Source organism: Winogradskyella sp. SM1960 (assembly GCF_020179375.1).
GTDB classification, from domain to species: domain Bacteria; phylum Bacteroidota; class Bacteroidia; order Flavobacteriales; family Flavobacteriaceae; genus Winogradskyella; species Winogradskyella marina.
Window position 1 is genome coordinate 84,874 of sequence record NZ_JAICBG010000009.1, and the last position, 18,834, is coordinate 103,707.

At 33.5% G+C, this 18,834-nt stretch carries 13 protein-coding genes; 4 read left to right on the forward strand and 9 right to left on the reverse strand.

Going from position 1 to position 18,834, the window contains the following annotated elements; translation table 11 throughout:
* Window positions 1–375: 375 nt before the first annotated feature.
* The 4 genes from thrA to K1X16_RS16740 all read left to right on the forward strand — a co-directional run bounded on the left by thrA (window position 376) and on the right by K1X16_RS16740 (window position 5,638).
* On the forward strand, window positions 376–2,850 hold the full coding sequence (gene thrA / locus K1X16_RS16725) for a bifunctional aspartate kinase/homoserine dehydrogenase I (protein WP_195871324.1): 2,475 nt from the start codon (window positions 376–378) through the stop codon (window positions 2,848–2,850).
* 81 nt (window positions 2,851–2,931) lie between these two features.
* The gene (locus tag K1X16_RS16730) at window positions 2,932–3,852 is read left to right on the forward strand and encodes a homoserine kinase (protein WP_225037237.1); all 921 of its coding nucleotides are present in this window, start codon (window positions 2,932–2,934) and stop codon (window positions 3,850–3,852) included.
* 111 nt (window positions 3,853–3,963) lie between these two features.
* The gene (gene thrC / locus K1X16_RS16735) at window positions 3,964–5,253 is read left to right on the forward strand and encodes a threonine synthase (RefSeq protein ID WP_225037238.1); all 1,290 of its coding nucleotides are present in this window, start codon (window positions 3,964–3,966) and stop codon (window positions 5,251–5,253) included.
* A gap of 34 nt (window positions 5,254–5,287) precedes the next feature.
* On the forward strand, window positions 5,288–5,638 hold the full coding sequence (locus K1X16_RS16740) for a ribose-5-phosphate isomerase (protein WP_225037239.1): 351 nt from the start codon (window positions 5,288–5,290) through the stop codon (window positions 5,636–5,638).
* A gap of 113 nt (window positions 5,639–5,751) precedes the next feature.
* Here the strand turns inward: K1X16_RS16740 and guaB are convergent, their stop codons facing one another.
* The 9 genes from guaB to K1X16_RS16785 form a co-directional block, all read right to left on the reverse strand.
* Window positions 5,752–7,224, reverse strand: a complete 1,473-nt coding sequence (gene guaB, locus K1X16_RS16745; RefSeq protein ID WP_225037240.1) for an IMP dehydrogenase — start codon at window positions 7,222–7,224, stop codon at window positions 5,752–5,754.
* Window positions 7,225–7,280: 56 nt separating this feature from the next.
* Entirely contained in the window at window positions 7,281–9,707 is a 2,427-nt protein-coding gene (locus K1X16_RS16750; protein WP_225037274.1) for a TonB-dependent receptor domain-containing protein, read from the reverse strand.
* Entirely contained in the window at window positions 9,688–11,052 is a 1,365-nt protein-coding gene (locus K1X16_RS16755) for an HTTM domain-containing protein (RefSeq protein WP_225037241.1), read from the reverse strand. Before K1X16_RS16755 ends, K1X16_RS16750 begins: the two co-directional genes overlap by 20 nt.
* A gap of 58 nt (window positions 11,053–11,110) precedes the next feature.
* On the reverse strand, window positions 11,111–12,223 hold the full coding sequence (locus tag K1X16_RS16760) for an imelysin family protein (protein WP_225037242.1): 1,113 nt from the start codon (window positions 12,221–12,223) through the stop codon (window positions 11,111–11,113).
* Window positions 12,224–12,310: 87 nt separating this feature from the next.
* Window positions 12,311–13,513, reverse strand: a complete 1,203-nt coding sequence (locus K1X16_RS16765) for a DUF4856 domain-containing protein (protein WP_225037243.1) — start codon at window positions 13,511–13,513, stop codon at window positions 12,311–12,313.
* A 191-nt stretch (window positions 13,514–13,704) separates the two neighbouring features.
* Window positions 13,705–15,903 (reverse strand): PepSY domain-containing protein, encoded by a 2,199-nt coding sequence (locus K1X16_RS16770; RefSeq protein WP_225037244.1) that lies wholly within the window; start codon window positions 15,901–15,903, stop codon window positions 13,705–13,707.
* A 9-nt stretch (window positions 15,904–15,912) separates the two neighbouring features.
* Window positions 15,913–16,401, reverse strand: coding sequence for a DUF2271 domain-containing protein (locus K1X16_RS16775; protein WP_195871333.1), 489 nt, complete (start codon window positions 16,399–16,401; stop codon window positions 15,913–15,915).
* A 12-nt stretch (window positions 16,402–16,413) separates the two neighbouring features.
* Window positions 16,414–17,892 (reverse strand): ankyrin repeat domain-containing protein, encoded by a 1,479-nt coding sequence (locus tag K1X16_RS16780; RefSeq protein WP_225037245.1) that lies wholly within the window; start codon window positions 17,890–17,892, stop codon window positions 16,414–16,416.
* A gap of 5 nt (window positions 17,893–17,897) precedes the next feature.
* Window positions 17,898–18,800: a DUF6607 family protein gene (locus K1X16_RS16785; RefSeq protein ID WP_225037246.1), complete on the reverse strand. Its 903-nt coding sequence runs from the start codon at window positions 18,798–18,800 to the stop codon at window positions 17,898–17,900.
* Between the last annotated feature and the right edge of the window lie 34 nt (window positions 18,801–18,834).

Sequence of the window (18,834 nt, forward strand, 5' to 3'; positions counted from 1 at the left end):
CTGTTTATTTTAACTTATATGGAACGTCCACATAATGATCTGATTTAGGGACGGAAAATTCTTTGTGTTTGTTTCTCACAATCGTTTTAAAAGCCTTGAAAAATAGCTGATTCCATTTCATTATTATTAGAAAGACCTATCCTTTTTTAATAAATCCCTAAAAAGGTACGATTTGTTTTTTTTTTGTTGTAAAAATAATACATTTGATATGTAATGAATAAAAAAATAAACATATCAGCAATTTCTAATGCACAGTCAATGTGCATTTCTATGTTTATTATTTCAACACGAATTACCCTTTGGGGTAATTTATAATATGCTCTCCGTTCCTTATTGTCTATATAGACATTTTATTCTCTTAAACTATAAATTAATATGAAAGTTCTCAAATTTGGTGGAACATCTGTAGGTTCAGCCGAAAACATAAATAAAGTCATCTCTATTTTAGATCAACAATCTAAAACAACCAATATTGCTGTTGTGGTTTCTGCCGTTGGTGGCATAACTGATAAGCTATTAGAAGCTGCAAGTTTAGCTTGTGATAAAAACCTAGACTATAAACAGAAATACGATACCATATGGTCAATCCATAATTCTGTCATTGAAGGACTGTTTTCAAATACCAAAAATGATAAGGCACTTCAAAAACAACAAGACGAATTACAAGAGTTAGTTTCAGAAAAACTAAATGCTTTAAAAAGTCTGTTAAACGGTATTTATCTCATCAATGAATTGTCACCAAAAACTAAGGATAAATTATTGAGTTTTGGCGAAGATTTGTCTTCAACAATTATTTATCACACCTTACATTCAAGATCCGTAGATGCGACCTTAAAAAATTCGCAAGAACTTATTACAACAGATGCTAATTTTAATAATGCAACCGTAAACTTTAAAATTACGAACCCTAAAATTCAATCCTTTTTTGAGTCAAACTCAAAAGCCATTGTTTTACTACCAGGTTTTGTGTCTAAATCTGTAAATGGAGACATTACCACCTTAGGTCGTGGTGGATCAGATTATACAGCTGCCATTATTGCTGCGGCAATGGAAGTAGATGAATTACAAATCTGGACAGACGTTAGTGGTATGTATACCACCAATCCAAAACTAGTAAAGCAAGCTGCACCAATTGTAGAATTATCGTATAAAGAAGCTGTGGAATTATCGCATTTTGGAGCCAAGGTTTTATATCCACCAACAGTAATGCCAGTGCTTAAAAAGAAGATTCCGATTGTGATTAAAAACACGTTAGATCCTGAAGCTATAGGCACAACGATTACGCAGAATGTAACACCAAATGGAAATTCGCCAGTAAAAGGTATTAGTAATATAGATAACGTCGCCTTACTCACTTTACAAGGTAACGGTATGGTTGGTGTTCCTGGTTTTAGTAAACGCTTATTTGAAACATTAGCTCAAGAAAAAATTAATATCATTTTAATTACGCAATCTTCTTCTGAACATACCATTTGTATTGGAATATCAGATTTTGATGCACAACGTGCTAAGGAAGCAGTTGATGCCGTTTTTGAATATGAAATTACACTTCATAAAATTGATCCTATTGTACTAGAAACCAACTTATCTATCATTGCTGTAATTGGAGATAAAATGAAAAATCACCAAGGTATAAGTGGAAAGATGTTTAGTACACTTGGTAAAAACAATGTGAATATTAGAGCTATTGCGCAAGGAGCTTCTGAACGAAATATTTCGGCTGTAATTCATAAAAATGATGTAAAAAAAGCATTAAATAGTTTACACGAACAGTTTTTTGAAATCAAAACCAAACAAATCAATTTATTTATTACTGGAGTTGGTAATGTTGGCGAACGACTTATTGAACAAATAAAACAACAAAAAGCCTATTTAAAAGAAAACTTCAAAATTAGCCTAAGAGTTGCTGGATTATCAAATTCTAGAACCATGGTTGTCAATGATGATGGTGTCAATTTAAAAAACTGGAAAAAGGAACTTGAAAATGGTGAAAAAGCGCGTTTAGATGGCTTCTTTGAGCATGCCAAAAATCTAAACTTAAGAAACTCTGTTTTTATAGATATAACAGCAAACGAAGCTGTTTCTAATATGTATAGCCATTATCTAAAAGAAAGCATTTCTGTTGTGGCTTGTAACAAAATTGCCTGCTCAGGTAACATTGAATACTACAACGAATTAAAAGCCTTATCAAGACAATATAATGCGGCATTTTTATTTGAAACTAACGTTGGTGCAGGTTTGCCTGTTTTAGATACTTTAGGTCATTTAATAGCTTCTGGAGATAAAGTAAACACAATCCAAGCTGTCTTATCTGGAAGTCTTAACTTTATTTTCAATAATTTTAATGCAGAAACCACCTTTCACGATATTGTAAAACAAGCACAACAAGAAGGTTATACAGAGCCAGATCCTAGAATAGATTTAAGTGGAATTGATGTCGCTAGAAAAGTCTTAATTTTAGCTAGAGAAAGTGGTCATGCCGTTGAATTATCTGATTTAACAAGCGAGAGTTTCTTAACTGAAAAAGCATCAAACTCTGATACCGTTGATGATTTTTTCCAAACATTAATAGAAGACGAATCGTATTACCAAGGGTTATTCAAATCGGCACAAGACAATAACTGTCAATTAAAATTTGTAGCAGAATTTAATGATGGAAAAGCTAAAGTTGGACTTCAAGAAATTCCTGAAGGACATCCGTTTTATAATCTAAAAGGAAAAGACAATATTGTAATGTTTTACACACAACGTTATCCTGAGCAACCTCTAATTATTAAAGGTGCTGGTGCTGGTGCAGATGTTACAGCTTCTGGTTTGTTTGCAGATATCATTAGAATTGCTAATAATTAAAATGAAAAAAGTTATTTAGTTATTGAGTTATTTAGGCTGTCTGAATAACTCAATAACATAATAACTCAATAACTCATTATCATGAATGAAATAAAAATATTTTCGCCTGCAACTGTGGCCAATGTGGCATGTGGGTTTGATGTTCTAGGCTTTTGTATCGATACTATTGGTGATGAGATGGTCATTAGAAAAACAGAAGAAAAAGGTATTAAAATCACTAAAATAGAAGGTTACGATTTACCCTTTGAAGCTGATAAAAATGTTGCTGGAGTTTCTGCTTTAGCCATGTATAATGATTTACAACCCAATTGTGGATTTGAAATTGAAATCTACAAAAAGATAAAACCAGGAAGTGGTATAGGAAGTAGTTCAGCCAGTGCTGCAGGAAGCGTCTATGGAATGAACGAGCTTTTGGGAAGACCATTAGATAAAACCAAGCTCACGTACTTTGCCATGAAAGGCGAAGCGTTGGCAAGTCAGTGCGAACATGCCGATAATTTAGCTCCTGCAATTTTTGGAGGGTTTACATTGGTTAAAAGCGCGAGTCCATTACAGATTTTAGAGCTACCTACTCCATCAGATTTATTTGTGACTTTAATTCATCCACAAATTGAAATTAAAACATCAGAATCTAGAGCAATTTTACCCAAAGAGATTCCACTGAGTAATGCCATTGCACAATGGGCAAATGTTGGTAGTTTGGTTCATGCTTTACATACTTCAGATTACAATTTAATTAAAGATGCATTGCATGATGTTGTTATAGAACCCTATCGCAAGCAATTGATTCCACATTTTGATGACGTAAAAAATGCGGCATTAAAGGCTGGAGCCTTAGGCTGTGCAATTTCAGGATCTGGACCTTCAATTTTTATGTTGAGTAAAAGTGAAGATACAGCTCGGAATGTTGAAAAAGCCATTAGAAAAATATATTCAAACACAGATATCGTATTTGAAACTTATGTTTCTAAGATTAATGTTGAAGGCATTCGAGCGTTATAAAAGACATTCAGAATACGTCGAACTAAAAGTTATAAAACGAAGCTTCACCGAGAGTTTTCTTTAAATAGTTAACTTAATTGAAGCGCATACTAATTTAGAACACATTTAAAAATGAATTACTATAGTTTAAACAAAAAAGCACCAAATACAACCTTTGAAGATGCTGTTGTTAGAGGATTAGCACCAGATAAAGGTTTATATTTTCCTGAATCAATTACACCTTTAGAAGATTCATTTTTTGAAAACATTGAGCATAAATCAAACACAGAAATTGCGTTTGAAGCCATTAAGCAGTTCATAGTTCCTGAGATTCCAGAGGATGTTCTAAAATCTATTATTGAAGATACTTTAAATTTCGATTTTCCTGTTGTAGAAATTAACGAAAACATTTCAACATTAGAATTGTTTCATGGACCAACAATGGCGTTTAAAGATGTTGGCGCGCGTTTTATGGCGCGATGTTTAGGGTATTTTAACCAAACCAACACTAATGATGTTACAGTTTTAGTTGCCACATCTGGAGATACTGGAGGTGCTGTTGCTAATGGATTTTTAGGAGTAAAAGGTGTTAATGTCGTAATTCTTTATCCAAGTGGTAAAGTAAGTGATATTCAAGAAAAGCAGTTAACAACCCTTGGTAAAAATATTACAGCATTAAAAGTTAATGGTGTTTTTGATGATTGCCAAGACATGGTAAAACAAGCATTTACAGATAGAGAGTTAACAGACAAAATGCAATTGACTTCTGCAAACTCTATAAATATAGCGCGTTGGTTACCACAGCTTTTTTATTTTATGTTTACGTATAAGCAATTAAAATCCAAACATAAAGATATCGCATTTTCAGTACCAAGCGGAAATTTTGGTAATATCTGTGCTGGAATGGTTGCGCAAAAATTAGGTTTACCTGTTAAACATTTTATTGCTGCCAATAATGCTAATGATACGGTTGTAAATTATATGCTGTCTCAAACGTATTCACCAAAACCATCTGTACAAACCATTAGTAATGCTATGGATGTTGGTAATCCTAGTAATTTTATTAGAATACAAGAGTTACACGATAATGATTTTGATGCTTTAAAATCTAATTTATCTACGTACAGCTATTCAGACGATGATACAAGATCAGCATTGTTAGAGTTATATAATGATTTTAATTATGTAGCAGACCCACATGGAGCGGTTGGATATTTGGGTGCTAAAGACTATTTAAAATCTAACGATGCACATGTAGTGTTTTTAGAAACTGCACATCCAACAAAATTCTTAGACATTGTTGAGGACGTTATTAGAGAAAACATTGATTTACCAGCTCAAATTGAAGCTGTAATGGATAAGGAAGGTGAGTCTATTGAAATTGGTACGTATGAAGAATTAAAAAGCTTTTTATTGGCATAATTATTCTTTCTTTAGAAACGCTTATGTAAAAAATATGCCTAAAACCCTATACACCATATATGTCATAGAACTTTCTAAACGTGTGTATACGGAAAACACAAAGTTCAGAAATGCAAATCCTCAGTTTAATGGCGTTTTAGAATGTTTGTACGTTGGCATGACGAGCAAAACACCCAAAGAACGCTTTCTTCAGCATAAATCAGGCTATCGGAATAAAAAAGGACACAAACTATCTTCAAATATTGTTGAGAAATATGGCACGTATTTGCGACCGAGTTTATACAACCATATCGATCCCTTTTTTACCAGAGCTGAAGCCATAAAAGCCGAAGAACAAATTGCGTTAGAATTACGTCGCGAAGGTTATGCGGTTTGGTTTAATTGAACTAATTTAAAAATAATCACAAAAAAACAGTACCTATAATTAGATACTGTTTTTTAAAATTTTATAGAAAACACCTAAACTGAATCTTCTATTTATAAACTAAAGCGAACTTATTATCTAGAATAATTAGGCGCTTCCTTAGTAATAGTGACATCATGAGGATGACTTTCATTGATTCCGGAACTTGTGATTTTTACAAAGCGCCCGTTTTCTTTTAAACTTTCAATATCTTTTGCACCACAATACCCCATTCCTGCTCTAAGGCCACCAATAAATTGATGAATACTTTCTACCAATTCACCTTTATATGGCACACGACCAACAATACCTTCTGGTACTAATTTTTTAATATCGTCTTCAACATCTTGGAAATAACGGTCTTTACTACCTTTTTTCATGGCTTCAACCGATCCCATGCCGCGATAAGATTTAAACTTTCGACCTTCGTAAATAATCGTTTCACCTGGACTTTCTTTTGTTCCTGCTAAAAGCGATCCTAACATTACAGTATCTGCACCAGCAGCAATAGCTTTAGGAATATCGCCTGTATATCTAATGCCACCATCTGCAATCACTGGCACACCTGTGCCTTTAATCGCTGCTGAAACTTCTAGAACTGCAGAAAACTGAGGAAAACCTACACCTGCCACTACTCTAGTTGTACAAATTGAACCTGGTCCAATACCCACTTTTACGGCATCTGCTCCGGCTTCTACTAAATATTTTGCTGCTTCACCTGTCGCAATGTTTCCAACGATAACTTCAAGTTGAGGAAACAGTTTTTTAATTTCTTTTAAAACAGCAACAACACCTTTTGTGTGTCCGTGAGCTGTATCAATTATTACGGCATCAACACCTGCATTTACTAATGCCGAAGCACGTTCTACGGCATCACCTGTAACACCAATGGCCGCAGCGACACGCAATCTTCCATAGGTATCTTTATTAGCATTTGGTTTCTGTGTTACTTTTGTAATATCTCTAAATGTAATCAGTCCTTTGAGGATGTAATTATCATCTACAATTAATAATTTTTCAATTTTATTCTGTTGAAGAATTTGTTCGGCATCTTTTAATGAGGTTCCTACAGCTGCAGTCACTAAACGCTCTTTAGTCATCACATCCACAATAGGTTTTTTACCATCGTGTTCAAAACGTAAATCTCTGTTGGTTACAATGCCTTTTAAGGTTCCATTATCACCAACAATAGGAATACCACCAATACTATGTTCTGCCATATTTGATTTTGCATCAAAAACCGTAGCGGTTAAGGGTAAGGTTACCGGATCGATAATCATGCCGCTTTCAGCACGTTTTACACGTCTCACCTTATCGGCTTGTTGCTCTATAGTCATGTTTTTATGCAATACACCAATACCACCTTCTTGTGCCATAGCAATTGCCATTTTACTTTCGGTAACCGTATCCATTGCTGCAGAAATCACAGGAATGTTAATCGTAATGTTTCGTGTAAATTTGGTTTGAATATTAACTTCGCGAGGAAGAATTTCAGAAAATGCTGGAACTAAGAGTACGTCATCATAAGTGAGACCTTCTCCAACAATTTTAGTTTCGTGTGCTGTCATGGCAATTAAGATTTAATTGCGTGCAAAGATAAGCTAATATTTACAATCTAGTGTTACTAAAACGTAACTTCTAATGTTGTAAACCAATTACGAGGAGCAGATGGTATGATACCAGGTCCAGGATAACCTGTAGCACGTCGTGTAAAGTAAGCATTATCTAATACATTATTGACACCCGTTTCTAATTTAAACCTTTTATAGCGATAAGATATTGAGAGGTCTAAAATGTCATATTCAGGAATTTCACCAATGACACCACTTAAATTGGATGCAACAGAATTAGTAGCGTCCGTAAATTGTCTTCCTAAATACGTGTATTGCATATTCCCCATAAGATTTTTATAGCCGAATTTTAAGCCTGTTTTTAAATTTAAATCTGGCACAAATTCTACCTTGTTACTTTTAATTCCGGGTTGTTCAGAGTTGGTATATTCTGAAGAAATAAAAGAGGTATTAATATAATAATTAAAACTGAAATCGGTATTCAGTTTTAAGATTTTCTTCAAGTTAAAATCAAATAAAGATTCTACACCATACATTACGGCATCTCCAATATTACCACGTTCACTAACAACACTTCCATCCTCCTGTTCTTTTTGAACAAAACCTATTCGATTATTGTATAATAAGGCGAATGCACCAACATCATAGGATACGATATTATTATAATTCCCTCTTAAACCAAAATCTACCGTAAATCCATCTTCATCCGTAATGTCAGGATTAATGGCAAAAGCAGGATTTACAATATTTATATCTGAAAAGGTTACAGAACGATAGTTTTGTGAAATATTAGCGTAAGCTTCTAAATTTGTGGTAGGTTTATAACTTAAACCTAAGCCGAATAATACAAAATTGCGTTCAAAATCACGATTATCTTCTACAGTGTCTTCAAAAATAACATTACCTGCCGCATCTGTATTTATGCGTTTATACGCCCCTTCACTTTGTGTTTTTATATACTCGAATCTAAACCCTGGCGTCACAGAAAATTTATCATTCAGATAGAAGATATTTTCACCAAAGACTGCAACATTTAGATTTGGAAAATCAAAATCGGATTGATCTGAATAGTTCGGAAATTCGTCGGTTCTGATATTAAAATCGGGACCTATTCCATCGGAACCTGGCCCTTGTTGTTGACTGTTATTAGCCTTGTAAAATTTAGAACCGATTAAAAAGGTGGCCTCTTTATTAAATATGTGATACTTGCTTAATAATCGTGCTTCAAAACCATAATTATTGAAATCACCTTTTATTAAATCGCGCTCTGTATTCGGATCTACCTGATCGACACGATTGGTTCTAAAGCCTAATGCATTTCTTGAAGCATTCAACCCGAAAAAATTAAATGTAAAATTAGTAGCTTCTGAAAATTGATGGGCTAATTTAAAATTGTAGAGTAACCAATCTACTTCAAACCAATTTCGAGCTCTATTACTTTGGTAAGGATCTTCAGTAAACATGGTATCGGTTAAACCACCGGCTTGTTGTGCTAAATAATCTAAATATGTAAGTTCGGCAGTAACAGACGTATTTTTATTAAATTGATAACCAATATGAGCGTATATGTTTTTAGATTCGAACTCTGAATTCGGCCTAAAACCATCGCCTTTTTTATAATTGAAAAAGGTATAATAACTCCATTTATTACTCGTCCCACTAAGGCTGGTAAAATTAGTGTACAAGCCAAAACTTCCTAAAGTATTCCTAGTAATGACTTCTAATGGTTTGTTAGGATTTGGTTCTTTCATTACAAAATTAATGAGTCCTCCAAACTGCGTTCCATATTGTAAAGATGCCGCTCCACGGATAACTTGTATTTGTTTTAATCCTTCTGAAGCTGGGGAATAATAACTTTCAGGATATCCTAGGACGTCTGCGCTAATATCGTAACCATTTTGCCTCGTATTAAAATTTGCGGTTCTATTAGGGTCTAAACCTCTACCACCGATATTGAGTTGTAGTCCGGCATCATCATTCTGATAAATATTTAAACCTGCGACTTGGCTGTAAAGTTGCCTCGCATTATTTGTGGCCAAATTGGCCATAGATTCTTCGACTAAAACCACCTCTGTTTTCTTTCCGGCATAAATCGCAGTTTCTTCAACATCCTTTAATCTACTTAAATTAAAAACCTTAGATCTTCGCGCTGTAATTTCAACGACCGTTAAGGCTTCGCCAATGGTCTCTAATTGCTGGTTTAAAACAACATCATTTTCAACGGTGATTGTAATTTCTAGTATTTTAAATTCATAAGAAAAATACACCAAATTCAAGGTTTGTTTTTGGGTTGTAAATTCATAATAGCCATTGGCATCGGACTTGGCCAATAAACCAGAAACTTTATCATAAACCTCCACATTTTTCACCGGTTCTTGGGTTTCCCGATTGGTAATAATACCAGATACCTTTTGTTGTGCATGGAGTGCAAATGCAAACAAAACAATTATTATAAATGTACTAAAGTCCTTTAATGTCATCTTTAAATGGTAAAATCCAATTTTTGGGTTCAAATGATTCTGTTTGTTTTAGCAAATCCACTTTGGGGTCAATGTAGCGTTCACTAGAGCGACCGTTTAGAGCCACAAAACTATCGACGTAAATTTCAATATTTTTATGCCCTTGTGATGCAAAATGCTGTTCTAAATATTTGGCATACTCTAGAATAAAATCGGGCTGTGTGCTCATTTGTTTCTCTTGAAACGGTGTTAAAAAATCTGAATTATCTACAGAAAATGAATGTCCAGATACGGGATCAACCACTTTAAATTCTGTATACCCTGCTTTTTCCATTAACATGACACGCCAAGAAAAACGATAGCCTTCTTCGGTCCAAAATAATTCGTTAGGATACAACAAATAACGAAACGGCAAAAGTAATTGAATCGTAAAAAATAAACCTAAGATTGGCAAAATTATCTTTTGATTTTGAAATTTATAATTCGAAATTTCAATAGTAGCGACTTTTAGCTTTAAAACGCTGAATAATTTTCGAAATCCATTTAAAATACGCTCATGTACATCGGCATCGAAAAAAATTAGAGTTGCTACAATCATGACATAAGGAAACATGCCAATAGGAAACAACACTCTTGTAAAGACATGGAAAAACACAATTAATGCAAAAGCAAAACCCCGTGTGCGCTTATAAAGCATAAAAAAGGGAATGCTTAGATCATATAACATTCCAGACCAACTCATGGCCATATGAAACCATTCTTGTTGCATCACATTTTCGCCAATAAAAGGTAAATCATATTTGGAAGGCAACCATATTTTTAAAGGCATGGCTTTACATAACCAATCACTATTTATTTTGGCCAAACCGGCATAGACATAAACGACTCCTAATAACAGTTTTATGCTATTAATAGTCCATTTCGGAATTTGATGGTATTCCTTTTTTCTAATTATAGCGTCTAAAGAGAAGTACGCATTGGCGGGTAAAAAACACATTAAAAAGCTCAATATACTTATAAAATAGTAATGATTGAGGTATGTAGTTTTATCCATAAATTCGATATAGGTAAAACTTATAAAGAACGTGATAATGGCCATGCGATATTTTAATCCTAAGGCCACAAAGACTGCAGATAAACCGCATATTACAAATAGAAGATATGTATAATTGCCGATAGGTTTTACCCATTCAAAACCATAATACGAAAAGTGAAATTGAGGTTCTAAGTACAGTTTTTCAATCCAACCATAAGACCAAAACCTAATAATACTTGCCAACATCATAAGGCCAAAACCTATTCTGAACACAGCCAACGGCGCAGGATGGGTTTGTTTATTGAAATATGATGTAAGTTTAATTAGCATAATGCAAAAAAAGGATTCTTATTGAATAAGAATCCTTTTTGAATTTAATTTTTTAATTCTAGTCACCATCAGCATCAACATAATCGACACTAACATTTAAGGCTTGTAACATATCAACCTTTAGTAAAACCACAGCCATTTGCAAAGCATCATAAGCTTCGGTCATTTTAGTGTTATCCATAGCAATCTGATCTGCAAAACTATCATCTAAGGTATTAATTTTAGCTTGTGCGGTGTCAAACTGATTATTTATAAGTACACTTAAGTCTTCCCCATTTTTTATGGTATTTAGGTAGTCTAAATAAGAGGACAAACTTTCTCCTGTGGTAGTGCTGTTATAATGTTTTCCATTAAAAAAATCTTTCACAGCCGTTAATGCTTCTGTTGCTAGCGTTTTTGAAATATCACTTCTATAATAAGCTTCTACTTTATCTGGCAACGGCGTTGTAGAGAAATTACCGGCAGGAATCCCAATTTTATTGGCTCTTAATCCTTTTTCGTAATAAAACATAAAATCGTTAATCAGTTTATTAATAGATCCTGTAGCCGTATTATTGGCATTATCGATAAACGTCTGACTGTAGGTTGCCCAACTTTGCGTGACATCTTGCGTTAGCGATTCCATTTGATTTACTAAATCTGAAACATAAGCCAAATATTTAGCCGCATCTGCATTTGATGTATAATAGCTTAATATATCCATATCGTTATCTGCCAAGCCATATAACATATAGTCTAAAGCAGGAAAACCAACCGCGTCATTATTATTAACATTAGCTAAATCATAATTCTGAGATTGAATATTATTTTGAATATCTGTAATATTTGTGGGATAGATATTCATCTGGTACCCAAAATTAATCTCTTCGGCTCTACCGATATTAAACATTTCAGCAGATTGCCATATTTTATAGGCATTAAACCAAGCCGTCCTGAATGAATCTAGATTGGCTTGAGTAGGTGCATTTACAAAATTATCTTTTTCAGTTACCATATTGGTCACTGCGATATTTAAATCTTCATAAACCGGCACAATAATATTATCCGCCCAATTGGTTAACATCGCAGTTCTGTCAAAATTATCGGTAACACCTCCTGAACTCTCATCGGAAGAGCTACACGCCACGGCTAGTGCAGTGATTGTTAAGATTAAAAAAGCTTTCTTTAACATAGTTATTATTTTTTAAATTGTAAAAACAACGAAGTATAAACGTCCTAATGAAAGACGATTTATACTTTGAGGTTTTTGGCGTATTTCTTAGTTAATAGTTTGCGCAACGGTAAAGCCGAAACGATCAGCAATTGCAGTAGAAATAGCATCTAGAGCCTCTGGAGTTATGTCCCAAAATCCGTTACCTTCAGAGATCTGAGCCATAAATGCATCAACCTCTGACTTACTAAAATAAGGACTATTTGTACCAGGTTGACGTGTAAATTGAAGACTGTATACAAATCCAAAACCTTCAGATAATTGGTGGAATGCGTTTGCCATATCGCCTTCTGCTAAGACTTCTTTTCCTCTTTGTAAATAATAAACACCTCTAACGGCTAAAATTTTAGAAATATTTTCTTTTATGATTTCAGCTTGTTCATCTCTTACGGTATAATTTTTAGCCACAATTGCAGCTCTACCCAATTTAAAAGCATCATAAACCGTTTGAGCAATCCCAGCAAAATCTTCATCAGCTTCTACTCTATCCATATATTCGCTTAAAAATGAATCTGCATCTAAAGTTGGCATAGTCGCATCATCTTCCGCACCATATAAATAGCCAAATGCTTCATCCCATTTATGCTCCATAGTTGTATAAGATTTTCCTTCTTCAACGATATCATTATCATTATTAGAAATATTAGAAGCTTCATCTAACACCGCAGGACTTAAATAATTATTAAGAATTTGGTCTGTCATTAAACTTCCTATTAAACCTTTTGCAACAAATTGATTAAGTTCAAAACCTTTAGCGTTAATATATCTTACCGTTCCACCACCAGCTTGTTGTAATTGTCCTGCATTTCCTGCACTTGCTGTATTATTCCAATTAGGAAATACATTTGTTGCTTGATCTGAAATCCACGTGTCAAATTGTGTTTTTATAGCATTCGCATCGGTCGTGTTTGCCGAGAAATAATCTTGAGAAGCTGCCACTTTACTTCTAAGACTTTTATCTGAAGCATTTAAATCTGCATCTAAAAAATCATCGGCTCCTTCAACGTGCGCAAACATAGCATCTAATTGAGCTTCTGAATAGGCATTATCTTTAAGTGCTGTTACAAATTCCTCACCCATTGCAATCCTAGTGGTTTGACCGCTATAACTTACCGTAGAATTTCCGTCTCTTGAAAATTCATAAGTTACAGGGGTATTGACTTGTGGTCCTGAAGCCCCATTATCATCATCACTGGAACATGACGTTAATACTGCTGCTATTGTAAATAAACTTAAGGCAATTTTTTTCATACTATATTATTCTTATTAAGACTTGATATAAATAATTCACGCAAAAATAAGACAAAATTTAATTTGACGCACTTTATTTAGACTAAATTTAAATAAATAATAAAAGACCTCTTATACATCGTATTAACAACACTATCATACCGCAATTATAGCCTTAGAAAGTGTTTTAAGATTTTGAATTAAATACGAGGTTAATAACAATCCATTTTAAGCTGTCCATTCGTTTCAAAATCACTTAAAGGTTGACTTAAGTGGGTTTTGGTTATGGAATTTAGGACGTCTAAAACCCTATTCTGCATAGCAATTGAACCACATATCATTATAACTCCGTTATTATGTAATACTTTAGAAAACAACTCTTGATGTTCTAAAATTAAATCTTGAACGTAAATTTTAGTTTTTTGTTCCTGCGAATAGGCCACATTAAAACTCGTTAACTTATGTTTTACCAACGCGGAATCTATAATACTTTCATACAGTTTTAGAGATTGTTTTGTTCGTCCGCCCCAGAATAGATGTGTTTTTATTCGCTTTGAATTATCGTTAATCATACCTAAAAAAGGAGCAATACCTGTTCCGTTGGCAATCAAAACGACCTCTTTTGTATCGATTGGAAAGTGAAAATCGTAATTACGCCTTACTTTAGCTTTAACAATCTCGTTGACTTTTAAGTTGTTAAAATAATTAGAGCAGACACCTAACTCATGCCTTTTAATACTTAATACAATATCGTTTTCAATCTTACCTATTGAATATTGTCTTTCAATAAAATCGGCATCAGGAAACATTGATAATAAGTCACCTGATATAAATTTTACCTTTTTATTAGGTCGCAACTGTATCAAAAATGAATCGTCATTATTAGGTTCCGTTTTATTGATGACTTTAAATTCCTTTAATTTTTTTAAATTGACCTGAGGTTTTTGAAGTTGAATTTTTAAATCTTGAGCTGTTTGATTATTCCATTGAATTATCCAACTTTTAAATGATTCAAACGACTGATTATTAATTTTAAAAAGTGGTAAATGTGCTTCAAATCCTTCTTGTTTTTGAAACATCGCATCAACTTCAACGGCATATTTACAATAATCCGGATACATTAATGACCCAAAACCAATGACCGAATACTGAAGAGTCTGAGCCTGATTTACGTTCTGAAATAACTGTTCAAAATTTGAAGCACTTATCGGAGCTTCGCCTTCACCATAAGTTGACGCAAAAACAATAATGTGTTTCGCTTTTTTATATGCCGAATAGTCATTTAGAGTAGACACAAAAACCGAATGTCCTGCGGCTAATAAAGCCTCGTAAAATAATTTAGCTGTGTTAAAAGTATTTCCAGTTTCTGAACCGACTAAGATGATATATTCTGCTGTATCCTTTTTAAACTTGTTTTTAAGTTTTGACGATTCTTTTCTGCGCTTTAAAGTCATGGCAAAACCTGAATAGATAAAAAATAAGGTCGCCAAACTAGCCAAAAACAATATTATTGACCAAATTATAGTGCCTTCGCCAGTATGCAGAATTAAACTCCAGTTAGATACTAATGCACCAAACGATGTATTTTGATGGCTAACAATTGCCCCTGTATACTGATTAACAAGTAGTTCTTTGTCGTTCAGTTTTACAATAAAATAATCTTCAATATCATCGGAAAATGGAAATTCTACATGTTTTACATCTCCAAGGGAAATATCTTGAAACGTTTTTAAGTCTTTTATTGCTAATTTTTCTTCGGGTTCTACTTGCTCTGGATATTGGTGAGAAATTTTTTCTACAGGAAACATATCGAACCGTTCTAAGGATAGAAACACTCCGGTTAACGTTACAATTATTATAGGTATCAATGCATATCTACCAATAACCACATGGTAATATTGATCAAAATTTTCCTTGACCACCTTTGAGAAAAATCGTTTAAATCCACCTTGTCGCTTCAAGATTAACTTAATACCTGTAACCGAAATTAGAAATAATAAAAAGGAAACCACTCCAATTAAAATCCGACCTGTTGTTTTTAAAAATAAGGAACGATGTAAGTTGGTCGCGAATTCAAAAATGGGTGCTTTTTTAATGATGTCACCTATTTTTTTACCAGTAAATGGATTAATATAAAACGTTTCGCTGTTACCTTCTTTGGTAATGACATCTACACTAAAAAAGTCGTTTCTATCAACTTCGATTGTAAAAACTTCTTCGTATTCGGTATCTAATACACTTAGCGTTTCTGCAAGTGAAACCTCATTTGCGTCAGAAACTGCATACGGTTTCAACTGATTTGAAATAGGTTCAAACGCCAAAATAGCACCAGTTACCGATGCTATTAAGATGAATAAAGAAGAAACCACAGCCAATACCAAGTGACTGTATCTCCAAATGGAAATGGTCATAGTATCGATTTATTTTTGAGGCATCATTCTTATGTAACGGATAAAACCTTGACCTTCTACTTTAGACTTTACGTTTTCAGAAGTTAACGCAATTTCAATATCTTTTTCGTAATATTCTTGATCTTCTACAGCGGTCTCAAACCGAAGTTTATAACCTTTATCTAATTTGTCATTATCAATTTCTATGACATTAATTGTACGCTCTCCTCCACTCACAGTTGCTCCTGTAATGGCATCAATATCTGTTCGTCTTTTTCCGTAAAATTGCCACCAAGACTCAACCGTATTATACCACTCATCATCGTCTCCAATAACGTTTAAGGTTTCTTCGTATTCGCCTTCAGGATTTAATAAAGAAATAACTATGTAAGCTCCTTCACCTGTATAATTTGTCATTTGAATCATACATTTATACTTTGTAGATTCTGTTGGTGTAGTAAATGAAACTAAACTAAAAACGACAACACTTAGTAAGGTTATTAATCGTATATTTTTCATATGATCGTAGTATTACTTTAAAAATTCGACTGAAATATTATTCTTTTTAAGCAACTCATTTTCAATGGCTAAATCGTATGCAGACTCTTCAAAATCTGTAACAATTTCTTTTTTTGCACCATTTTTTACAAGAAATTTAAGCACTACATCATCAGTAGCCTTTAATGCCGCAAGATGTAAAGGAGTATTGCCATCTTTATTTTTTGCATTAATATCTTGATTAAATTCTAAGGCTAATTTTAGTAGTGAAATACTATTTTTTTCAACCGTTAAATGAAACCAATTATTTCCATTTTTTTGCACCGCAGTGACATCTAGACCATGAGATTTAAGTAGGTCTAATTTTTTAGTAAACTCCTCCTTCTTTTTTTCTGAATACGAGTTTATTAAATAATAGACTAAGTTATTGCCATCTGAATCTATACTATTTGATTTTGCTCCTTCTTCAAGTAAGTACGCAACAGTATTTGTAGCGTTGCCTTTTACCGCTAAAGCCAATGCCGATTCCCCTTTTTTATTTGTAGCATTAATATCTTTTACATTTTTTGCAAATCTTTTAACTATCTCTAATTTGTTACGAGATGCTGCATTTATAAACGGTGTATTTCCGTTATGGTCTGCTTGATTTACATCGAGTCCCTTGTCTAATAAATAGTTTAAGACCTCTGTATTATCGCTATTATATGCTAAAATGTGTAATGGTGTTTCTCCTTTTGAATTGGTTACATTGGGTTGCAAACCAACACGTTCTAAGTATTTATAAATACCTATAGCGTTGGGTTGTCTTCGCATACCATGAGCTGCAAAAATAAATGCTTCATGTGTTCCTTTTATACCTTGTTTTAATAAGCTATTGAGTATTTCTGTATTTCCAGATTTAGCTACATAATTAAAAATACCATTTCCACTGTTATCAACAGAGTTGATATCTAAACCTTTAGATTGAAAATATTTAATAAGTTTAAAGTCTTTATCACTTGGAGCTGCTAACAACAATGCATTTGCTCCATCAGGATTGGTTTTGTTTATTAAATCGGCATTGTGTTCAATAAGACGATCATAGACTTTAGTATTTGCCTGACCAGAACCAGCCGCAAAATTAATAATGGTATTTCCCTTATCGTCTGTTATATTAGTTTTTGCATCATTCTTTAATAGGTAATCAACCAATGCGTCATTTCCTTTGTAAGCTGCCCAGAAGATATATGTTCTCCCATCGTGAGTAAGTTTGTTAACATCATTTCCTTTCTGAGAAATTAGATAAATAATTGACTTTAAAGGGGCATCTTGCAAGGTAGCGTAAACGACTCCATCAAAATTATTACTATTGGCCTCAGCAGGATTATTACCTTCTTTTATTTTACTTTCTAAAGCTCCTACTGTTGGTTTTGTATCCCAAAATGCGCGATCTAAAAACACATTATCTTGAGCAAATCCTTGAAATGATAAAGCTAATAGTATAGCAACGAAACTTAGTTTTAAATTCTTCATGTGTTTTACTTTTTTACAAACGATTCAATTGTGGTATTTATTTCTTCTTCTTTTACAACTTTATCGTCAAATAAAATTTTGTAAAGTGGTTTGTTATCTACTTTAGTTTCTAAAACTAAATCTTTATCTCTGCTGTAAACGTCATCCCATTTTGCTCTCACTACAGCCCATTTATCTTGGTTTTCTTTCCACCAATCAATAGTTGCTTGGCATCTACTATCATCAACCTTTACATACGTATTATACCCTTTCTCATTAGCTAAAACCACATCTTCTTTTCCTTTTTCTCTAATAATTTTGGCATTGTCTTGGTCATGTACCCAACCGTAATTAGTAATTTCTTGACGGTTGCCTCTTAAGGTTACATTGTAATCACTACGCTTGGTATATTCTCTTCGTGGTAAAGGTGCTGTTGTTGTATTTTCCCAATAGGTTTTTCCATCTACATGAACCCAAGTACCAGAGCCTTCATAACGTGGACTATCATCAACTTGATATACTTTTTGCGTCCACTGCCCTTCTACGTCATCTTTAGTTTTAGTTTCAAAAACCCATTCGTTATCACCATTGTACATATAGAAGTCTGTATTTTCAAATAACCAATCTTGTCTCCAATGCTTTACAATATGTGGACTATCTGGTCTTCCTACTTGTAATAAATGCTGAATAGAAATTTTATCATCTTCGTCTACAATCGCAACTGCATATTCTAAACCTTTATCAACTTTGGTTTCAGAAGGTCTGTAAAGCGAATCGTTACTGTGGTTAAACGTCTCACTAAAATTAAAAGTTACCTCAAAGCAACCACACATATCTTTAATGGCTTGCTGATCTTGTGCTTTTTTATCTTGTGCATGGCTGTATAAAGTAAATGCTAAAATAAATGCTAAAACTGTTACTCTTCTCATTTTATATTATTTGCTAGTGATTAAAAAAGATTAA